The following is a 16,324-nucleotide window of genomic DNA, read 5'->3' on the forward strand; positions in this document are numbered from 1 at the left end:
AAAGATAGATCGGGCCCGGTTCTGCTTGGGAACGAGTCTCCCTCCAAGGACTGTGAACGACAGGAAAGCGCAATGAAGCGAGCCGACGTCATCTGGAAGGGTCTTATTGTCAAGAGTGCGACGGAACCCTCCAGCCTTGTCATCGAAGGTTCGTCAAAAGACGACCATTTCGTCCCCGTGCGGGCGCATGGCGGCGGTGACGACGCACTGTCGCGTTTGTCTCTATTGCCCTTTGAAACCAATGTTTTGCCCTTATTGGACTCAACCGTGTTTGGGCGGGAAAACCGTGTGTCAATCAAGAAGGATGGCAACGGGCTGCAATTGATTTGCGAGCCCGGGAAAGCACCTGCGGGATTGATCCTGAAACCAGGAGCACACCGTTTTCCCGGAAGGCTTGGCCAGACGATCACGATTACAGGTGTCGCAGGCGGTAAATTCCGGGTTGCAGCTGTTCCTGCCGGAGCGGACGCGCCACCAGATGCACCGATCTTTCCGCAGGACAGAATATCAAGGATTGAATTATTGCTACCGGACGAGGAGCCTCACGCGGGGCAAATCGTGCTCCTTTGCCCCGAGACCAAAGGAACACTGGATATCAGGTCAATCGTCCTGCGCCCGGATTCAAAACCTTTCCCCTCGATCCTGGCATCCTGGGTCTGGATACCGCAGCAATGGCAGCGAAACCCGTCTGAAATTCTTGCCTGGGCGAAGTCGATGCAGCTCAATCGCCTTTACCTCCAGCTTGAGATCGTATCGGGGCAAGTTGCACAACCGGAGGTGCTTCGGGCATTTTTGAACCAAGCAACTGACCTTGACATTGCGGTCTTTGCTGTTGAGGGTGATCCTGGAATGATCCGCGGCGATGGAAGAAACAATGCACTGGCGCGAACAGGTGCTATCTCCAGATTCCAGAAAGCAGCGCCGCCGGGCGGACAGCTTGCCGGCATCCAGTATGATATCGAGCCCTATATATTGCAGGCATATGCATTTGATCGGCGAACTATCTGGAATGACTGGTCTGCCACATTGAAAGAGCTCCATGCCCTCTGGCGTGGCAAGGTAGAGGTCGTCGTTCCATTCTGGCTGATTGAGGATTTGGACGGACAAAAAGCGATCGAACGCATAAAGCCATTTGTCTCATCCTTGACGGTGATGTCCTACCGGACGGAAGACAAGGCGATCATAGAGGCTTCCGAGCCCTGGCTGGCATGGGGCGCTCAATATGGCGTCGATATTGTCATCGCCCTGGAAAATGGTCCCGTTCCAGATGAGACCCACCGGACTTATGTCCGTTCGCACCATGGCACCGCTGAGCTCGTGCGTTTTTCCACGGCCGACGCCGTGATAGTGTCGGACCTCACTGTGTCATCAAAGGAAAAGATGATTTATAGGTTCAACCATGAGATAATAATACCCGGCAGCAGAATCAGTTTTCACGGGAAACTGCCTGTGCTGCTGGCGACGATCGACAGACTCCGTTCCACATTTCCGGCATGGCGTTCTTTTTCCGGATTTGCCCTGCACGGGCTAAGACAATAATCCCGCAGTGCAAATCTCAAATCTAATTCGGCATACTGGGCTTGGACGACTGCATGACGGAAAAAACAAAAATTTTAATTTGCGATGATGATCTGTTGCTCCTCGAACTTGTTGAATTCAAGCTCAAGGCCAAGGGCTATTCAGTGGTCCGCGCTGAAAACGGTGAGGACGCTCTGACCGTTATAGCTACGGAGAGCCCAGACCTTATAGTGCTTGACGCTATGATGCCGCTTCTCGATGGGTTTGAAGTGCTCAAGCGTGTCAAACAAGATCCGAACTTTACGCCTGTGCCAGTGGTCATGCTCACCGCGCGCAGAGGCGAAAAAGATATCGTCAGCGCGCTTGATCGGGGTGCGGACGATTATCTGGTCAAGCCTTTTATTCCCGACGAGCTGCTGGCGCGTATCTCGCGGCTGCTGGCCGCGAGGCGATAGGCATGCAGGCGCGACGCTCCGCGTGGAGGACCGTTGTGGCTGCCGTGCTGGGTCTTTGTGCGGCATCGGCGCTTGCGCAGACGAGCGATGTAGAGCGGCTTTACAAGGAAGCGGTGGCCGCGCGGCTAGAAAAGAAATTTGACGAGGCAAGGTCCAAACTTGAGGAGGCAGCAAAACTCGCGCCTGCCAACGCTGATGTCTTTGTTCAGTTGGGCTTCACTCACCTCGCTCAAGGAGACATCGATCGTTCGGAAGCAGCATTCAAACGAAGCCTTGAAATATCACCAGCCTACGTTGACGCCAAGTTTGGACTTGCCCAGATAGGCTTTAGGCGCGGCGATCTCGCAGGGGCGCAGCAATTCCTTGATCATGTCCTGACAGAACGGCCTGATGATGCCGAAGCCAAGGCGTTGCAGGTCAATATCGCCAAAGCAGAAGCGGAAAAAGCACGACCCCATGCCGCAAAACCTGCACGGAAAACACCTCCTGTCGCGCGTCCAGACCCGGCTGTTGAATGGGCAGATGCGGCACGCAAACTGCGAACCGAGGCACGCTTCGCCGAAGCGGAGACTTTATATCGCAAAGCATTGGACCGGAAGCCAAGCAATGTCGACCTGCTCGTCGCGCTGGGGCTGGTGCAAGCGTATCAACAGAAGTTCGGCGATGCACGGCTGAGCTTTGAGAGAGCATTATCGCTCGAACCGAATTCGCTCGATGCCAGGATCAGCATGACCCGGCTATCAATCTGGACAGGCAATATTGAACAGGCAGCCGCCCAATTGCAGTCACTGTCAACAGCAGCACCGGATAACCGGGAAATCGAGGGATTGCGCGCCCGGGTTTTGCTTCTGCAAGGGCAAACTGCTGAAGCGGAAACAGCTTTTGCCGCCCTTGTTGCCTCCGATAGCACCGATGTCGATGCCGTTCTCGGCCTTGGAGATGCTCGTCGCTCGCGCGGTCGTGAGAAGTTGGCGCTCGAAGCCTATCAGAAAGCATACGTTCTGAATCCGATGTCGGCGGATGTTCGCCAGCGTCTCGAGGCACCGGCGCCGAAGTTCTGGCGGCTGGACATTGACGGCAACTACAGCACCTTGATCAGATCGCAGCCGGACTGGTCGGAGGGCAGCGTTGCACTATCGCGCGCGTTCGGTCCTGATACCACGCTGACTGCCCGTTTCTTTGCGGCCACGCGCTTCGATCATCACGATCAGCAGGCCGAGCTTAGCATCGCACACAAATTCAGTGACCTTTTTTCCGGATACGCTGCCGCCTCGGTGACGCCCGATGCTGATTTTTTGCCGGAATATGCGATTAGCGGCGGTGGAGCCTATGTCATCACAAAGGGAGGCGCTCGCTTCGGACCTTTAACGGCCACACTTGATCTTAAATACGAACACTACAGCGACGGAAACGTCGAAACGATTTCCCCAGGATTGCAGCAGTCGCTGTGGTCGGACAAACTGGTTCTGACCGCCAAATGGATCAATATTTTCGATCAACAACAGCACCATGCAGGCGGATATCTCGTCCGTGCCGACTGGTCGGTTGTCGATCGCTTGCGCGTGTTTGCGGGCTACTCCAATGCTCTGGAGCCATCTGATGGCGTAATGATCCCGACACGATCTCTGTTCGGCGGCCTTGCTTTCGACGTCAATGAACAGGTGACCGTCCGTACCAACTTCGCGCATGAAGAACGTGAAAACGCCTACAACCGCGACGTTTACGGCGTTGGCATGACCTGGCGGTTTTAAATGCTGTATGGACTCTGGATCCTGTCCATGCTGCTTGCCGCAATCTCATTGTTTGTGATGGCGGGCCTCGTGGCTGCGCGTCTGTTTCGAGCGTACAGGCAGGATCGTCTTGAACGGGCCCGCAGGTGGCTACTGCCTGCTTTCCTCAGCTTCACCGAAGACGGCGACCAAGAAGCTTTTCTGAGCAAAGTTGCCACAGTACCGCTGTCAACCGTCGTCGACTTGGCGCTCGAACTCCTCAACCTCGTGCGGGGCGATGAACACGAAAAACTCGTCAAGGTCCTGAACCGAGCGGGGGTCGCCAAAGAACTCATTTCGCGTGTTACCGGGGGTAACAGGAACCGCCGAATCCATGCGGTCGAGGCTCTGCCGTTTTTTCCCGGCTCCGACACATTGACAGCTCTCCAGATGGCGCTGAAGGATAGATCGGCAGACATACGTCTCGCGGGGGCAATCGGCCTTGTCGCTGGCGGCAGCACCATGCCGCTGTCGGAGTTGTTGGGCGAACTGAGAGTGGGTGATCTGGAATCGCGGCGTCTGGTTGGTCTGTTTCGCCGCCTTCCTTCGGATCGATCAGATGAGTTGCGAGCAATCCTGACATCCAGAGAGACACCGTCGATTGTACGCGCCGCAGCAATAGAGGCGCTTGGCACGTCGGGCGATTACTCGCTCTTGCCCTTGTTTGCCGCCTCCGTAGCGGATGGCGAGCCGGAAGTCAGTGCTGCGGCCATCCACGCGATCGGCGAACTCGCACACCCGGCAGGAGCCGCTACGATTATGCGTGCGCTCGCGAGCGAAGATTGGCAAGTGCGCGCAGAAGCAGCAGCGGCAGCAGCTCGCATTGGCCTTGATACCGCCAGTAGGCAACTGAGCGAGCTCCTTGAGGATAACGAATGGCTGGTTCGGTACGCTGCCAGCAAGGCGCTCTTCAATCTGGGCACTGAAGGCCTCAGCGTTTTGGCGGAAGTTGCAAGAAGCGGTAAGCCTCGCAGTCAGCGGACCGCCGCACTTCTCCTCGCCGAGGAAGGGCACGAGATATAATGAACAATTGGCTCCCCTGGATTACCGGCAGTGCCACAATTATCGCGTGGTTCGTCATCGCTTGTGGTCTGGCGCAGACGGCGGTCTATATGTTGCAACTGGTGCTGGCGGCGTTGGCGCTTTCCCGCCGTCCTCCCGTCGCAAGGGCGACACTGCTTTGGCGGCGCTACAGCGATGTCGCACCGCCGGTGGCGCTTGTCGTGCCCGCCTACAATGAAGAGATGAATGTCGTTGAAAGCGTGCGTTCGCTACTGTCGCTGGAGTACCCGACCTATGAGGTGATTGTCGTCAATGACGGTTCGCGCGATGCGACATTGGATCGATTGACGGAGGCATATCAACTTCAACTGGTAACCCGGCCATACGAAGAAGCCCTGTCACATGCGCCGATCCGGGGAATCTATGCGTCGCGATTCAGTAGCCGCCTGTTTGTGGTCGATAAGGAGAACGGTGGCAAGGCCGACGCCCAGAATGCCGGTATCAACGTTTCCCGGGCCCCATTGTTTTGCGTTATTGATGCGGACTCGATCCTCGAGCCCGACGCGTTGCTGCGCGCCGTGCATCCGTTCATAGAGGACCCCGTCAGAACTATTGCCGTCGGAGGCACCATTCGCATCGCCAACGGCTCCGAGGTGAGCGGCGGTCGTGTATCGAACGTCCGCCTGCCTAGAAAACTGCTGCCGCTCCTGCAGATTATCGAATACCTTCGGGCGTTCCTGATGGCACGGCTGGCCTGGAGCCGCATCAACAGCCTGATGCTGGTTTCGGGAGCGTTCGGTATTTTTCGCCGCCGTGAGGCCGTAGAGGTCGGTGGATTCACAAGAGGTTCGATGGGCGAAGACCTCGATTTTGTGGTGAAATTGCATCGTCACATGCGCGATAATCGTCGCGACTACAGGATAGAATTTATTCCCGAGCCCGTTTGCTGGACCGAGGCACCTGATTCCCTTGACGTTCTCGGCCGCCAGCGCGCCCGCTGGCAGCGGGGCTCGCTCGAAGTATTCTTCCGCTATCGCTCAATGCTCTTCAATCCACGCTATGGCCGTATTGGTTTTCTTGGCTTTGGCCACATATTGCTGGTTGATGTCATCGGACCGGTCATCGAAGTCCTCGGCTATATTCTGATGCCTGCCTTTTGGCTGCTTGGCATTCTCGCCGTCGATTATCTTCTTGCCTTCACGGCACTGGTGTTTACCTATGGCGTATTTATCAGTGTCACGTCCCTGATCCTGGAAGAGGCCGAACTGCGGCGTTTTCCAAGGGCAAGGGATCTGGTGATCCTCACCTTGGCCGCGGTGCTGGAGAACTTTGGCTATCGCCAGATCAACAATTACTGGCGCCTGAAAGGCATGTGGCAATATGCACGCGGCGGTACCGGATGGGGCGAGATGACCCGCAAGGGTTTTGCCAAGCAAGCCAAGTGATTTAGGACTTTTCAACGTCCTGGCTGGTTTTCAACGCGGCGCATGTTGCCGTCACGAGACGACGTAGTGATGTGGTGGCTGCCGCAACGTCGATCGGTCCGTCTTCTTCACGAAGGACTGTTTCGAGTTCAATTGCGGCGTGACTGATCTCGTGATAGCCGAACATACCGCCGACCCCTGCCAGCGAGTGTACAAGCGCTAAAAAATCCTTCTGCTCATCCCCTGTCGCATCGTCAAGCAACAAATGGCCTGCTTGAAGAGCGGGAAGATTTGTCTTGCAGCGCTCCAGAAAACGCTGGCGCAATTGATCGAGCTTGTCTTCCATGATCAGCTTGCCCGCAGGTATTTGCGCACGTCTTCCGCCAACACCATAGGATCAAACGGCTTTGCGATAACGCCTGCTGCACCGAGTTGCAGAAAGCGTTCGACATCGCGCGTCTGTGTTCTTGCTGTAATGAAGACAATAGGAATATCTTGAGTGACTGCATCCTGACGAAGCAGCTCTAAGGTCATCGGGCCATCCATGCCCGGCATCATGACGTCGAGCAGTATCAAATTTGGATTCCAGGCCCTTGCCATATTAATGGCCTCCTGCCCCCCCGCACAGGTTTTCACTTCAAAAGCTGGGTCCAGTTCCAAAGCCATTGAGGCTACCTCGCGAATGTCGCTCTCATCGTCAACATAGATCACACGCCAAGATGCCAACACGTCCTCCAATTAATTGAAACTTGATGATTTGTTTCATTTCGACCTGATCGCCGAGCCAATTCCACAAACGTTCCTGATTACATTACCACATAGGATTCACCAGGAACATCCGCCGGAGTTTCCCGAGCTTCCGTCGCCAAGAAGCGGACGATGTTCGTTTCGCGCTTTGTGGTTGCCGTAGCTAGGAGCGTACGCATAAGGCGTGATGATTATCCAAGGCCGGGCAATTTTCATAAGGTATTGAGTCCTTTTCGAGAGCAACTCCCGCCGAGGTATTCGCGGATCACTGGCAGGGCGCTGAATGAATCCTACAAGCCGGCAATGATACACTTGGATTAGCTCCTCCGAACCAGCCATCATTTAAGTGCGCGCGACCGAAACTATTCGTTCGGGGACTGCCCGGTTTTCGATTGGAGCTCAGCCGTGCAACTCAGCCCCTCCAGAAAGCGGACAATGGCAGTGCGCCCTAGCAGACGCGCTTCTTCGAGTGGTGTTGCATGATCATCGATGCGCGTGCGGATGGATAGATCCGCCCCGTGATCAATTAGAATCTTTATCGCTTCTATTCCTCGCAGTTCGCCGCCTTATGTGCCTGCGTGCAGTCATTGCGGCCATGCCCAGTCACACTGGCACTGCCAATCTCTCCCTTAGATTTTGTGGACTGGAGGCAAGATCAGCAAGGGTAAGCCGGTCGAGCTCTGCGAAAAAGCTTTCCAACGCACCGCGCAAAGCTCCGGTCAGGCGACAGATGCCACTGAACACACAACTGTCGAATTGATCGCCCAAACACGAGACAAGTTCCATATCGACTTCCAACGCTCGCACAACGCTTCCCATACGTATATCTGCCGGGCGCTTGGCGAGGGTCAGGCCGCCGCGCCTGCCGCGCACACTTCTCACCAGTCCCAGCTTGACGAGAGTCTGTGCCACTTTCATCAAGTGATTGCGTGACACCCTGTGCCTGACAGAAAGCTCCTCGATCGTCACAAGCCGATCGTTGATAGCGGCCAGCGCCATCAGAACTCTCAATCCATAGTCTGTATGGGCAGTTAATCGCACGTCTCTCTCCAAATCATGCATTTACAATACCTCTTTTTCAGAATAAGAAAAGGACTATTGGGGAACTGCCAACATGTCAGATGCCGAACGCACAGATACCGTTACCGAAATGCTCGTTGAGCGTCTTGTACATGAGTTCTACCGACGCGTTCGCGACGACCGTCTTATTGGGCCAATTTTTGAAGACCGTTTGGCCGGCCGGTGGGAAGTTCATCTCGCCAAGATGGTGGACTTCTGGTCGTCTGTGGCGATGCGCACGGGCCGGTACAGTGGCAACCCGCACAGCGTGCACCAGCATCTAGGACTCGAACCTGAGCATTTTCTGCATTGGCTGAATCTCTTCGAGAAAACGGTCGACGATATTTGCACGGGATCCGTCGCCGAACTCTTCATCGTCCGCGCAAACCGGATCGCTGATAGTCTACAGATCGGACTCAATATTGGGCCGAACGCTCTCCAACTTGGTCCAAGGCATTCAGTCTCGGTTGCAAGGCAAGAGTAACGTTCCTTTCGTTTTTCCCTCATTCACAACGATACAGAATCTCATGTTCAACCATGGTCGACGGACCACCGGAGCCTAGTATGACTGCTTATGCAAAGAGCACCGCCCGCCACACTGGCCCCGTTATCGCGTTTCCGGCCGCCCTCGTCGCACTTTTCATCGCTGTTCCCGCGCAAGCCCACGTCAAATGGTTCGCCCCTTATATTGTCGGCGCCCCTCCCCAGTCCATTGGCCTTACTTTGAGCAATGTCTGGTTCTGGACGGGCATCGTTCTTGTCGTTGCATTCTTCGTGGCGACGCGTGCGCTCGAAAAGTCCAAGGCAGGCGAAAATATTCTGCTTGGACTTGACCGGCTCTCTGATCCGTTGTGGACGCGTCTTGACGATTTCGTCAGGGTTGTGATCGGTGCTTTCTTTATCGCCATTTTCGCTGTCGGTGGCGTATACCTGACGCCGGATCTGAAAACGCCCTCGGAACTAGTGTCCTGGGCGCAGTTGCTGATCGCAGGTTTGATCTTTTCGCGCAGGACGCAGCCTTTCGCTGCGGCGGGGATCATCGGGCTGTGGCTTCTGGCACTGCGTGACTATGATGTTTTTCACCTGCTCGATTACCTTGCACTGGGCGTCGGTGTTGCGGCCTATCTGGTTCTTGAATCGTCCTCAAACCCGGAATGGCGCAAGCACCGGTTCCAGGCGTTGCGGTGGGGCGTGGCGATCGCCTTGATGTGGTCGAGCCTAGAGAAGTTCGCCTACCCTGACTGGTTCTATCCACTGGTCGTCGAAAAGCCGTTCCTCACATTCGGGCTTCCGCGGGACGTGTTCATTCCGATGGCGGGTGTGGCTGAGTTCACGATGGGATTCGGATTGCTATGGACCCCACTGGTCCGGCGTCTGTCAGCCATCGCCTTGTTCGTCATATTCAATGCAGCGGTCTACCCTTTTGGCCGCATCGACCTCATCGGACACGCACTGATCATGGCAATCATCGTCGCCATCGCCGCCGATCACACCCGAGAGGTGCACTTCCTTCCAACTCTGAAACGCAAACTTGCAGGGGTACCCGCCGGTCTCGCAGCGGCCCTCATCGTTTTCGTCTGCGGATATTGGGGGTTGCATGCTGCCTTTTACGGCCCTGCTGGAAATGTCGATCTTGCAGCCAACCGCCGGCTCACACACGCGCCAAATGTCGAGAATCCCCACGGGGCTTCCGGTCATGGCGACTCAGTGCCGGACGTGTCACAGGATGCAGGTATCGCCTATCGGGCAGCCATGGATAAAATGCATGGGCCGATGATCACCGGTATAGGCAATGCCGATCCCGACGCCGCATTCGTGCTGGGTATGATCCCTCATCATCAGGCCGCCATCGACATGTCGGAGATCGTACTTAGGTTTGGCAAAGACCCTCAAAATCACCATCTTGCTGGGGAGATCATTGAAGCTCAGAAGCAGGAGATAAAGGAAATGCGCGAATGGCTTGGCACTAGGAAACTGGCGCAACCTTGATCGGACTGAGCCCGTTCCTCCCAGACTGGGCGCGAGCTTCTCCGGAAAGCGCGGGGCCTAGAGCAGCTGGAAAACCGGGCTGAGTAATCACTGCGCTCCTTTTCGGCTTGCTCCAACCGACTTAACAAATCCAAGAATTTTTCGTCGGTCGGCACGAGAAGCATTTCCGTCGAATTGCTGCCGTAAAATTGGTTTGAGCATTTCTCGGCGGAGAATATGCTCGTCCCACTTGGCTTTAGAATATTGTCAGCCACGACGCACCTTCAGGATTTGTCAGTGAACCCCAAGCAATGGGTTAGGTTCCCTATCAGACATAGGCTAGACTCTTCTGAATGAAAGCGTAAACTAATTGCACCATCGAGACTGCGCATTGAGCTGGCGGTCGATGTTTGAGAGATTTTACGTGCTCTCCGCCTAGTGGGAGGAGCACGGTCATGCCTTTCCGTAGACAGGTCTACACCAATAAATATTCATCCCTTGACTGGGATGGAATGGCGAAAGCCTATGAACTCGCAATTCAGCAAATTGGAAAAAATCCATCCTTGCAACGTGACCGGCTGGCGCGGTGTATCATGACGTTCTTTGACAGCGGAGTGCATTGTACGAGCACATTGAGTTCGCTGGCAATGAGCCGGGAGATGAGCTTGATTGATGTCGCACGCGCACGCGACGTTCCTTCACATTGCGATAATGATATCTCTAGCGAAAGTGGGCTCTACTTCACTGAGGCGATGGAGAAATGGAAAGACTCGACCACAAGCTAGACTGCAAGGATTGCGGTACGATTTACCTGACGATTCCAGCGACGGTAACAGGCGACAGCCCTATATTTTGCAGCACCTGCAAATCAGTTTATTGGACGCTGGGCCGAGCTTGAGCGCGATTTCAATGCGCAGGGCGGACAAGACGGCATTTTCAAAATGAAAGACGGACAGATTGAAAGAAAAGCCTGAAACCGTCACAGTTTAACGAAGTTTAACTGCCCTATATTCGCACGTGTCAGTGCCCGCGAGGCGCGCACGTTCTTTTACCAGGGCGTCGATTGCCCGTCGCACTTCCTTAAGAACCCAGCCAGACAGCTGAGCCTCATCCGCAATTACTTGCATTTCTCGTGTTGAAACTTCTTCAAGAAATCGATTGTGAAGCGCTTCCCTACAATGGGCATGACGCTCCAATCTTTTCGTCGCAGGTTTCATCGGTTCGCCTTCGATGAACATACTGAGAGGTCTGGTCGAGGGCGTCGTTGCCGCAAAAACACGGCTGGCGCGCGAACAATCAGTCAAAATCGGCGTTCGTCCGGAACACCTGTCGCTGTCCGGCACCAAGGATAGTCGCATCTATCCAGGCGATGCTATATCTGTGCTGGCTGCAGGACAGCAGTTCGATTATCCCGCGCATCAGATCGCTTTGCAGGAAATGGTCGAGGCGGTGCGCCTCTCGAAGGAGCGCTTCGAACGATTGGGGAAGGTGATTGAGGAGTTTATCCCCACTTGGTCTCTCGCGCCCGTCGTTCGAACTCTACAGACGTTACGAGGGGTCGATTTGTTCGTCACCGTCACCTTCGCGACGGAAGTCGGCGACGTGACCCGATTTAAAAGCCCCCGACAATTGATGGGCTATCTCGGCTTGGTTCCTGGTGAGCGATCAACGGGTGAGACAGTCAGGCGGGGCTCCATCACCAAGGCAGACAACGGGCGTGTTCGGCACATCCTGGTCGAGAGCGCCTGGACATATCGTCATCCGACGAAGGTTGGTGCGAGGAAGCTGTACCGTATGGAGCAAGCGCCGCCGAAAGTGCGGGAGATAGCATGGAAGGCTCAGAGCCGGTAGACGGCTTGTTATCGAACGTTGACCAGGCGAGGAAAGCGAACGACGGTGGTTTGTACCGCCATTGCCCGCGAGCCGAGTGGCTTCATGTGGGCCGTTGCAAGGGAAGCGCAGTCGATCGGATCGTAGATCGCCGCCTCGAACTTGCACTCGCGCATGGGCGGGGGCGGAACAACGGCAGGGAATACCCGTCAGACGCTTTGTGGCCTGCATTCGACCGACGCCCGCAGTAAGATCGGAATAGCCCCGGACGCATAATCGGGAATGCGGTAGCCAACCCGCGCATCAGAGCTTGATCACCGACGTCCTTGAGTTCCGCCTCCACCCATGCGCGATCATCATCATGAGCAGCCGTTTCTCCGGGACGATAGTTTCCTCGCGCGCAAAGCATTGACAACGGACATCAGAGCGTTGTTTTCCCCGCACATTGACCCAGCGTGTTGGGCGTTTCGGACACTCCCGCTGTGACTGAGATGTCAAGAATGCGCGAGAAGCGGACATTGACATTGCACCTACCTACTCCTCGGGATGGAAGGAAGCGCGTGCCAAAGGCCATCCCGTACGCCTTTAGCTATCGCGCGCATGAGGAACGTGGCAAGTAGCGCACCCAATGGCGGCACGCTACGAACCCGTTCAGGGTTTTCTAGCAGTTGTCAGGGCAGTATCATCGGTATCAACGACGAAAACCGCCAAAAGTTTGGCTGGCTCCGTCTTGCTTGCATTCGCGCTGACGTCATGCAAATCGCCTGGAAGCTCTGTGAAGTTCTGCCCCTTCGTGAAAGTTCTGACTTCGCTTCCATTGAGCCCGCTCAGGACCGCGCCTTCAAGCACCGTGGCGTAGATAAGCGCCGACTCCGCATGTGTATGCGCTGCATTGTACCCGCCAGGCTCGTACTCGACAAGGACGCCCTTGACGCTCTTGCCAGGAACGTTTGGAAGCGCATGGTCGTAGACCAATGTCACTTTGGTGCCCTTCGATTCGTAGGCGAGGTCTCCTTTTGCGAGGTCATGGGCAAAAGCTGCTGAAAACGGCAGAGCAACAGCTAGTAAGGTAGAAAGAATGGTCTTCATTGCACAGTCTCCGTCTGTTTCGAGTTGGCTTCACTTTGAAGGAAATCGGCAAGCGTAAGCTTGCCTTGGATTGCATCACCGGCAGGAACGAGCGAGGTCTCGTTTATTGCGGCACCAAAGTATCCGATCCCGGTTTCTGACCTGACCGACCGGGTATCGCCCTTCGCCTTGAGATAAGAATTCATCAGCGACGCGAAGGACGCGCGATCCGGGCCGGCGAGATCGATGATGCTGTTATGAGGTTCACCAAGTGCGACACGAACCAGTGTAGCCGCCACGTCGTCAGCAGCGATTGGCTGAAACTGCACATTGGGCACGACAACCGCGCCGTCCTTGTCATACGCGCCAGCCAAGGTTTCCATAAACTCGTAGAACTGCGTAGCCCTGAGGATTGTGTAGTCCTGACCCGAGGCTTTGACCGCATCTTCCTGAGCCTGCTTGCCGCTCATGTATGGGTTAGCAGAAAGACGGTCAGTTCCAACGATGGACAAAACGACGTGGTGGCGGACGCCGGCAGACTTTTCGGCAGTCGTCAAATGCCGTGTCGAGGTTTCGAAAAAGTTCCGGATGACGGGTTCGTCGAAGGACATCATGTTCGAGACATCGATAACGGCGTCAGCATCAGCCACGGCAGCCTCAAGGCCGTCTCCGGTGAAAGCATCGATGCCATTTCGAGGGCTTGCGGCGACGGCCACGTGACCGGCGTCGAGAAGGATGGTAACGACCTTGGAGCCGACAAGCCCTGTGCCGCCTATAACGACAATCTTTCTAGATATGCTCATTTTGGGTTCTCCTAAGTTGATATGCGGTGGGCTGCGTTCGTTTGTTAAAATCAGAGAAAGCGGATCGTGACTGTCAGCTCGAAATCGTGCTGTATGCCATTGCGACGCCCAGGCCAGAGAATGCCAGCACCACTCCAGGCGTTAAAGCCTGTTTGCGCAGTCCAGCCCTCAAGAGCGTCGCGATTGCTGCGACCATAACAATGGATGCCAGACCTGCCCCGAATATACGAGTGCCCGGAATGGCGAGCAGGATGGCTGCGATGAATTCCAAGGCGGCCGTCACGTAGTGAAAACCATCCGGGTAGCCCCAGCGGCGGTAGGTCTCGCGGAGATTTTCGCGAGCCAGAAAGTTGTTGAGGGCTCCATAAAGGAAGAAGATGGCGAGCGCCCAGAAAAACGATGCAACGACGATGTTCATCACGAAGCCTTTCTGGTGATTGTTGATAAAATTTCTTCGGACGCCCCCATGGTCGGGTAATCGGTGTAGCCCTGTGCACCACCACCGAAGAATGTCGCCTTGTCCGGCTCATTGAACGGTGCATGGGCGCGAACGCGGTGCGCAAAGTCAGGGTTGGCCAGCGTCATCGAGCCATAGGATTCCATGTCAGCCAGTCCTGCGGCCACATCAGCGCCAATCTGCTCACGCTGCCGACCCGGACGGTTCAGGATCAGGACCTGGTGCCAGAGCTTGCGTAGATCGGAGAGCAGTTTTTCATTGCCCCAGTGCATCACGTCCAAGAAGGCAAGGCCAAGTTTGTCCAATTCACCAACCAGGTAGCGATACAGCGCCGGACCTTCAATGCTTTCATCGAGATCGCCGAGAAGGCCACCGGGCGAGACGCGAAAGCCCGTGCGCTCTGCGCCGATTTCTTCAATCACAGCGGCGACAATCTCAATGGCAAGTCGAGCACGATTTTCGATCGAGCCACCATAGGCATCGGTGCGGGTGTTGGCATTGGGAGCGAAAAACTGCTGGATGAGGTAACCATTCGCGCCATGGACCTCCACACCATCAGCTCCGGCTTCGATCGCGCAACGCGCTGCATGACGATAATCTGCAACGGTCTGCTTGATCTCCTGCGGCGTCATCTCGCGTGGCGCGGGCACATCCTTCATGCCATTCGGGGTGTGCAGTTGCAGTTTGGGCGCAATGGCCGACGGCGCGACGGCTTGCAGATTGCCAACCACGTTGTCGGGATGCGACATCCGACCGACATGCATGATCTGAATGAACAGACGGCCGCCCTTGGCGTGGACCGCCGAAGTGACCTGCTTCCAACCTTCTACATGTGCCGCGGTATAGATGCCGGGCGTGTTGACGTTTCCTTGCCCAATGTCAGAGGGCTGGGTGGCCTCGGTCAGGATTAAGCCGACGCCGGCTCGCTGGGCATAATACTCGGCCACGAGAGGCGTTGGCGTGCCGTCAGCCAAGGCGCGGCTGCGGGTCATGGGAGCCATGGCTAGACGGTTGGTGAGTGTATAGGACCCTACTCGGAGGGCAGAAAACAGGTCAGGCATGCATAAATTCCTCTGTTGGGTTGCTATTGTTTAGGGTCCACGGGCAATCCCGAAGCATTCCGGTATTTTGTTTGACGTCAAGAATCTTGAAGTCGAGATAAATCTGCATCTGATTTATCTTGATGTCAAGAGGCTTGACGTCGAGATAATTATGTTGGCATTGTCATGCTGCTGAGACGAAACGAGAGCGGACAAGAAATTATGGATCAAGTCGATAAAGTTATCGGACAGTGGCGCGTAGCGCGCCCCGATTTGGACATGAGCACGATGGGCCTGATCGGGCGGCTGTCACGCGCGACAAAGCAGATGCAAGCCGTTGCGGAGCGGACGTTCACCACCCATGGCTTAAACATGGCTGGTTTCGATGTATTATCGGCTCTGCGGCGCTCAGGCTCGCCCTACGAGCTATCGGCGGGCGACCTCTTGGCCTCGATGATGATCACGTCGGGAACAATGACGAACCGGATCGATCAGTTGGAAAAAGCAGGTCTTGTGCGACGGGAGAACGATCCAAACGACGCCCGCAAAGCCATCGTGTGTCTGACGCAAGAAGGTTTAAAACGGATAGAACAGGCCATCGTCGATCATGTCGCAGCGCAACGCCAAATTGTCCTGACAGCATTGACTACTGACGAGGTAAATCAGCTCGACGGCCTGCTTCGGAAGCTGACGCACTCGCTCGGTTTGTAGCAATTGGCGCACTTCCCGATCATGCCCCCCTAGGGCCGACAGCAGACTTCAGCCGTTTGTTCGTCCCGAATAATTCCACGGCAAAAGCTCATCGATGCGACTCTGCCTGTGACCGTTGACGATGGAGGCGAGTATGGCGGTCAGATACGTAAACGTATCGACAGCATTGAGCTTGTGGGTTTCGATTAGCGAGGCGATGGTAGTGTAGCCACAGCTTTCACCCGTGCGTCGTAATCGGCCGCCGTTTGTGGCATCCACGCACTAAAGATCGCTCCGAGCGATGCAATCGGCTTGTTGGCATTGCGCACCCTGAATGGAACTGAACCGCAGACCTACAGATACTGCTGCGTACAAACCGGGAAGTGATCAGCAACCCTTCCTTTGAAAATGCCGATGACAGCCCATTTTTGGCGTTTTTGATTGTATCATGAAAGTCTACAATGGCCTTAAAGTTCGAATCAACAGCCTGGTAC

General features: G+C 55.5%; 16 protein-coding genes and 2 pseudogenes. 10 read left to right on the forward strand and 8 right to left on the reverse strand.

Translation table 11 applies throughout. The features are described 5' to 3' along the window. The first annotated feature begins 72 nt into the window (after positions 1-72). Genes AC6CHM_RS22315 through AC6CHM_RS22335 form a run of 5 tightly spaced genes read left to right on the forward strand, consistent with a single transcriptional unit; the run spans position 73 to position 6,189 of the window. Positions 73-1,539 (forward strand): hypothetical protein, encoded by a 1,467-nt coding sequence (locus AC6CHM_RS22315; RefSeq protein WP_498175006.1) that lies wholly within the window; start codon positions 73-75, stop codon positions 1,537-1,539. A gap of 53 nt (positions 1,540-1,592) precedes the next feature. Beyond that, the gene (locus AC6CHM_RS22320; RefSeq protein WP_498175008.1) at positions 1,593-1,973 is read left to right on the forward strand and encodes a response regulator transcription factor; all 381 of its coding nucleotides are present in this window, start codon (positions 1,593-1,595) and stop codon (positions 1,971-1,973) included. Between the two features lie 2 nt (positions 1,974-1,975). Then, positions 1,976-3,724 carry a tetratricopeptide repeat protein gene (locus tag AC6CHM_RS22325; protein ID WP_498175010.1) on the forward strand — a complete coding sequence of 583 codons (1,749 nt, stop codon included), beginning with the start codon at positions 1,976-1,978 and terminating at the stop codon, positions 3,722-3,724. Beyond that, the gene (locus tag AC6CHM_RS22330; protein WP_498175012.1) at positions 3,725-4,765 is read left to right on the forward strand and encodes a HEAT repeat domain-containing protein; all 1,041 of its coding nucleotides are present in this window, start codon (positions 3,725-3,727) and stop codon (positions 4,763-4,765) included. It begins immediately after the preceding gene. Further along, positions 4,765-6,189 (forward strand): glycosyltransferase family 2 protein, encoded by a 1,425-nt coding sequence (locus AC6CHM_RS22335; protein ID WP_498175014.1) that lies wholly within the window; start codon positions 4,765-4,767, stop codon positions 6,187-6,189. Before AC6CHM_RS22330 ends, AC6CHM_RS22335 begins: the two co-directional genes overlap by 1 nt. 1 nt (position 6,190) lies before the next feature. On the opposite strand, the gene AC6CHM_RS22340 is transcribed toward AC6CHM_RS22335, so the two are convergent. From AC6CHM_RS22340 to AC6CHM_RS22350, 3 genes are all read right to left on the reverse strand, one after another. Then, positions 6,191-6,514 (reverse strand): Hpt domain-containing protein, encoded by a 324-nt coding sequence (locus AC6CHM_RS22340; RefSeq protein ID WP_498175016.1) that lies wholly within the window; start codon positions 6,512-6,514, stop codon positions 6,191-6,193. Between the two features lie 2 nt (positions 6,515-6,516). Then, the gene (locus AC6CHM_RS22345) at positions 6,517-6,894 is read right to left on the reverse strand and encodes a response regulator (protein WP_498175018.1); all 378 of its coding nucleotides are present in this window, start codon (positions 6,892-6,894) and stop codon (positions 6,517-6,519) included. 624 nt (positions 6,895-7,518) lie between these two features. After that, on the reverse strand, positions 7,519-7,956 hold the full coding sequence (locus AC6CHM_RS22350; RefSeq protein WP_498175020.1) for an RrF2 family transcriptional regulator: 438 nt from the start codon (positions 7,954-7,956) through the stop codon (positions 7,519-7,521). 73 nt (positions 7,957-8,029) lie between these two features. Between AC6CHM_RS22350 and AC6CHM_RS22355 the strand changes: the two genes are divergently transcribed. The 4 genes and pseudogenes from AC6CHM_RS22355 to AC6CHM_RS22370 form a co-directional block, all read left to right on the forward strand. Then, entirely contained in the window at positions 8,030-8,458 is a 429-nt protein-coding gene (locus AC6CHM_RS22355; RefSeq protein WP_498175022.1) for a group III truncated hemoglobin, read from the forward strand. An 80-nt stretch (positions 8,459-8,538) separates the two neighbouring features. Next, positions 8,539-9,963 (forward strand): CopM family metallochaperone, encoded by a 1,425-nt coding sequence (gene copM, locus AC6CHM_RS22360; RefSeq protein WP_498175024.1) that lies wholly within the window; start codon positions 8,539-8,541, stop codon positions 9,961-9,963. Between the two features lie 434 nt (positions 9,964-10,397). Beyond that, positions 10,398-10,727 (forward strand): hypothetical protein, encoded by a 330-nt coding sequence (locus AC6CHM_RS22365; protein WP_498175026.1) that lies wholly within the window; start codon positions 10,398-10,400, stop codon positions 10,725-10,727. Positions 10,728-11,311: 584 nt separating this feature from the next. After that, positions 11,312-11,919: pseudogene (locus tag AC6CHM_RS22370) on the forward strand (transposase); the annotation flags it as partial. Positions 11,920-12,423: 504 nt separating this feature from the next. Here AC6CHM_RS22370 and AC6CHM_RS22375 read toward each other — a convergent pair. From AC6CHM_RS22375 to AC6CHM_RS22390, 4 genes are all read right to left on the reverse strand, one after another. Further along, the gene (locus AC6CHM_RS22375; protein WP_498175028.1) at positions 12,424-12,861 is read right to left on the reverse strand and encodes a cupin domain-containing protein; all 438 of its coding nucleotides are present in this window, start codon (positions 12,859-12,861) and stop codon (positions 12,424-12,426) included. Next, positions 12,858-13,643: an SDR family oxidoreductase gene (locus AC6CHM_RS22380; RefSeq protein WP_498175030.1), complete on the reverse strand. Its 786-nt coding sequence runs from the start codon at positions 13,641-13,643 to the stop codon at positions 12,858-12,860. The genes AC6CHM_RS22375 and AC6CHM_RS22380 overlap by 4 nt, the downstream gene beginning before the upstream one ends. A gap of 73 nt (positions 13,644-13,716) precedes the next feature. Continuing rightward, complete coding sequence (locus tag AC6CHM_RS22385) at positions 13,717-14,061, reverse strand: DoxX family protein (RefSeq protein WP_498175032.1); 345 nt, start codon at positions 14,059-14,061, stop codon at positions 13,717-13,719. Next, on the reverse strand, positions 14,061-15,161 hold the full coding sequence (locus AC6CHM_RS22390) for an alkene reductase (RefSeq protein WP_498175035.1): 1,101 nt from the start codon (positions 15,159-15,161) through the stop codon (positions 14,061-14,063). Before AC6CHM_RS22390 ends, AC6CHM_RS22385 begins: the two co-directional genes overlap by 1 nt. A gap of 201 nt (positions 15,162-15,362) precedes the next feature. Here AC6CHM_RS22390 and AC6CHM_RS22395 point away from each other — a divergent pair, with 201 nt between their 5' ends. Then, positions 15,363-15,851 carry a MarR family winged helix-turn-helix transcriptional regulator gene (locus AC6CHM_RS22395; protein WP_498175037.1) on the forward strand — a complete coding sequence of 163 codons (489 nt, stop codon included), beginning with the start codon at positions 15,363-15,365 and terminating at the stop codon, positions 15,849-15,851. Positions 15,852-15,899: 48 nt separating this feature from the next. On the opposite strand, the pseudogene AC6CHM_RS22400 reads toward AC6CHM_RS22395, so the two are convergent. Next, positions 15,900-16,058, reverse strand: a pseudogene (locus AC6CHM_RS22400) (transposase domain-containing protein); the annotation flags it as partial. Between the last annotated feature and the right edge of the window lie 266 nt (positions 16,059-16,324).

This window comes from Phyllobacterium sp. GQ127 (assembly GCF_059758635.1).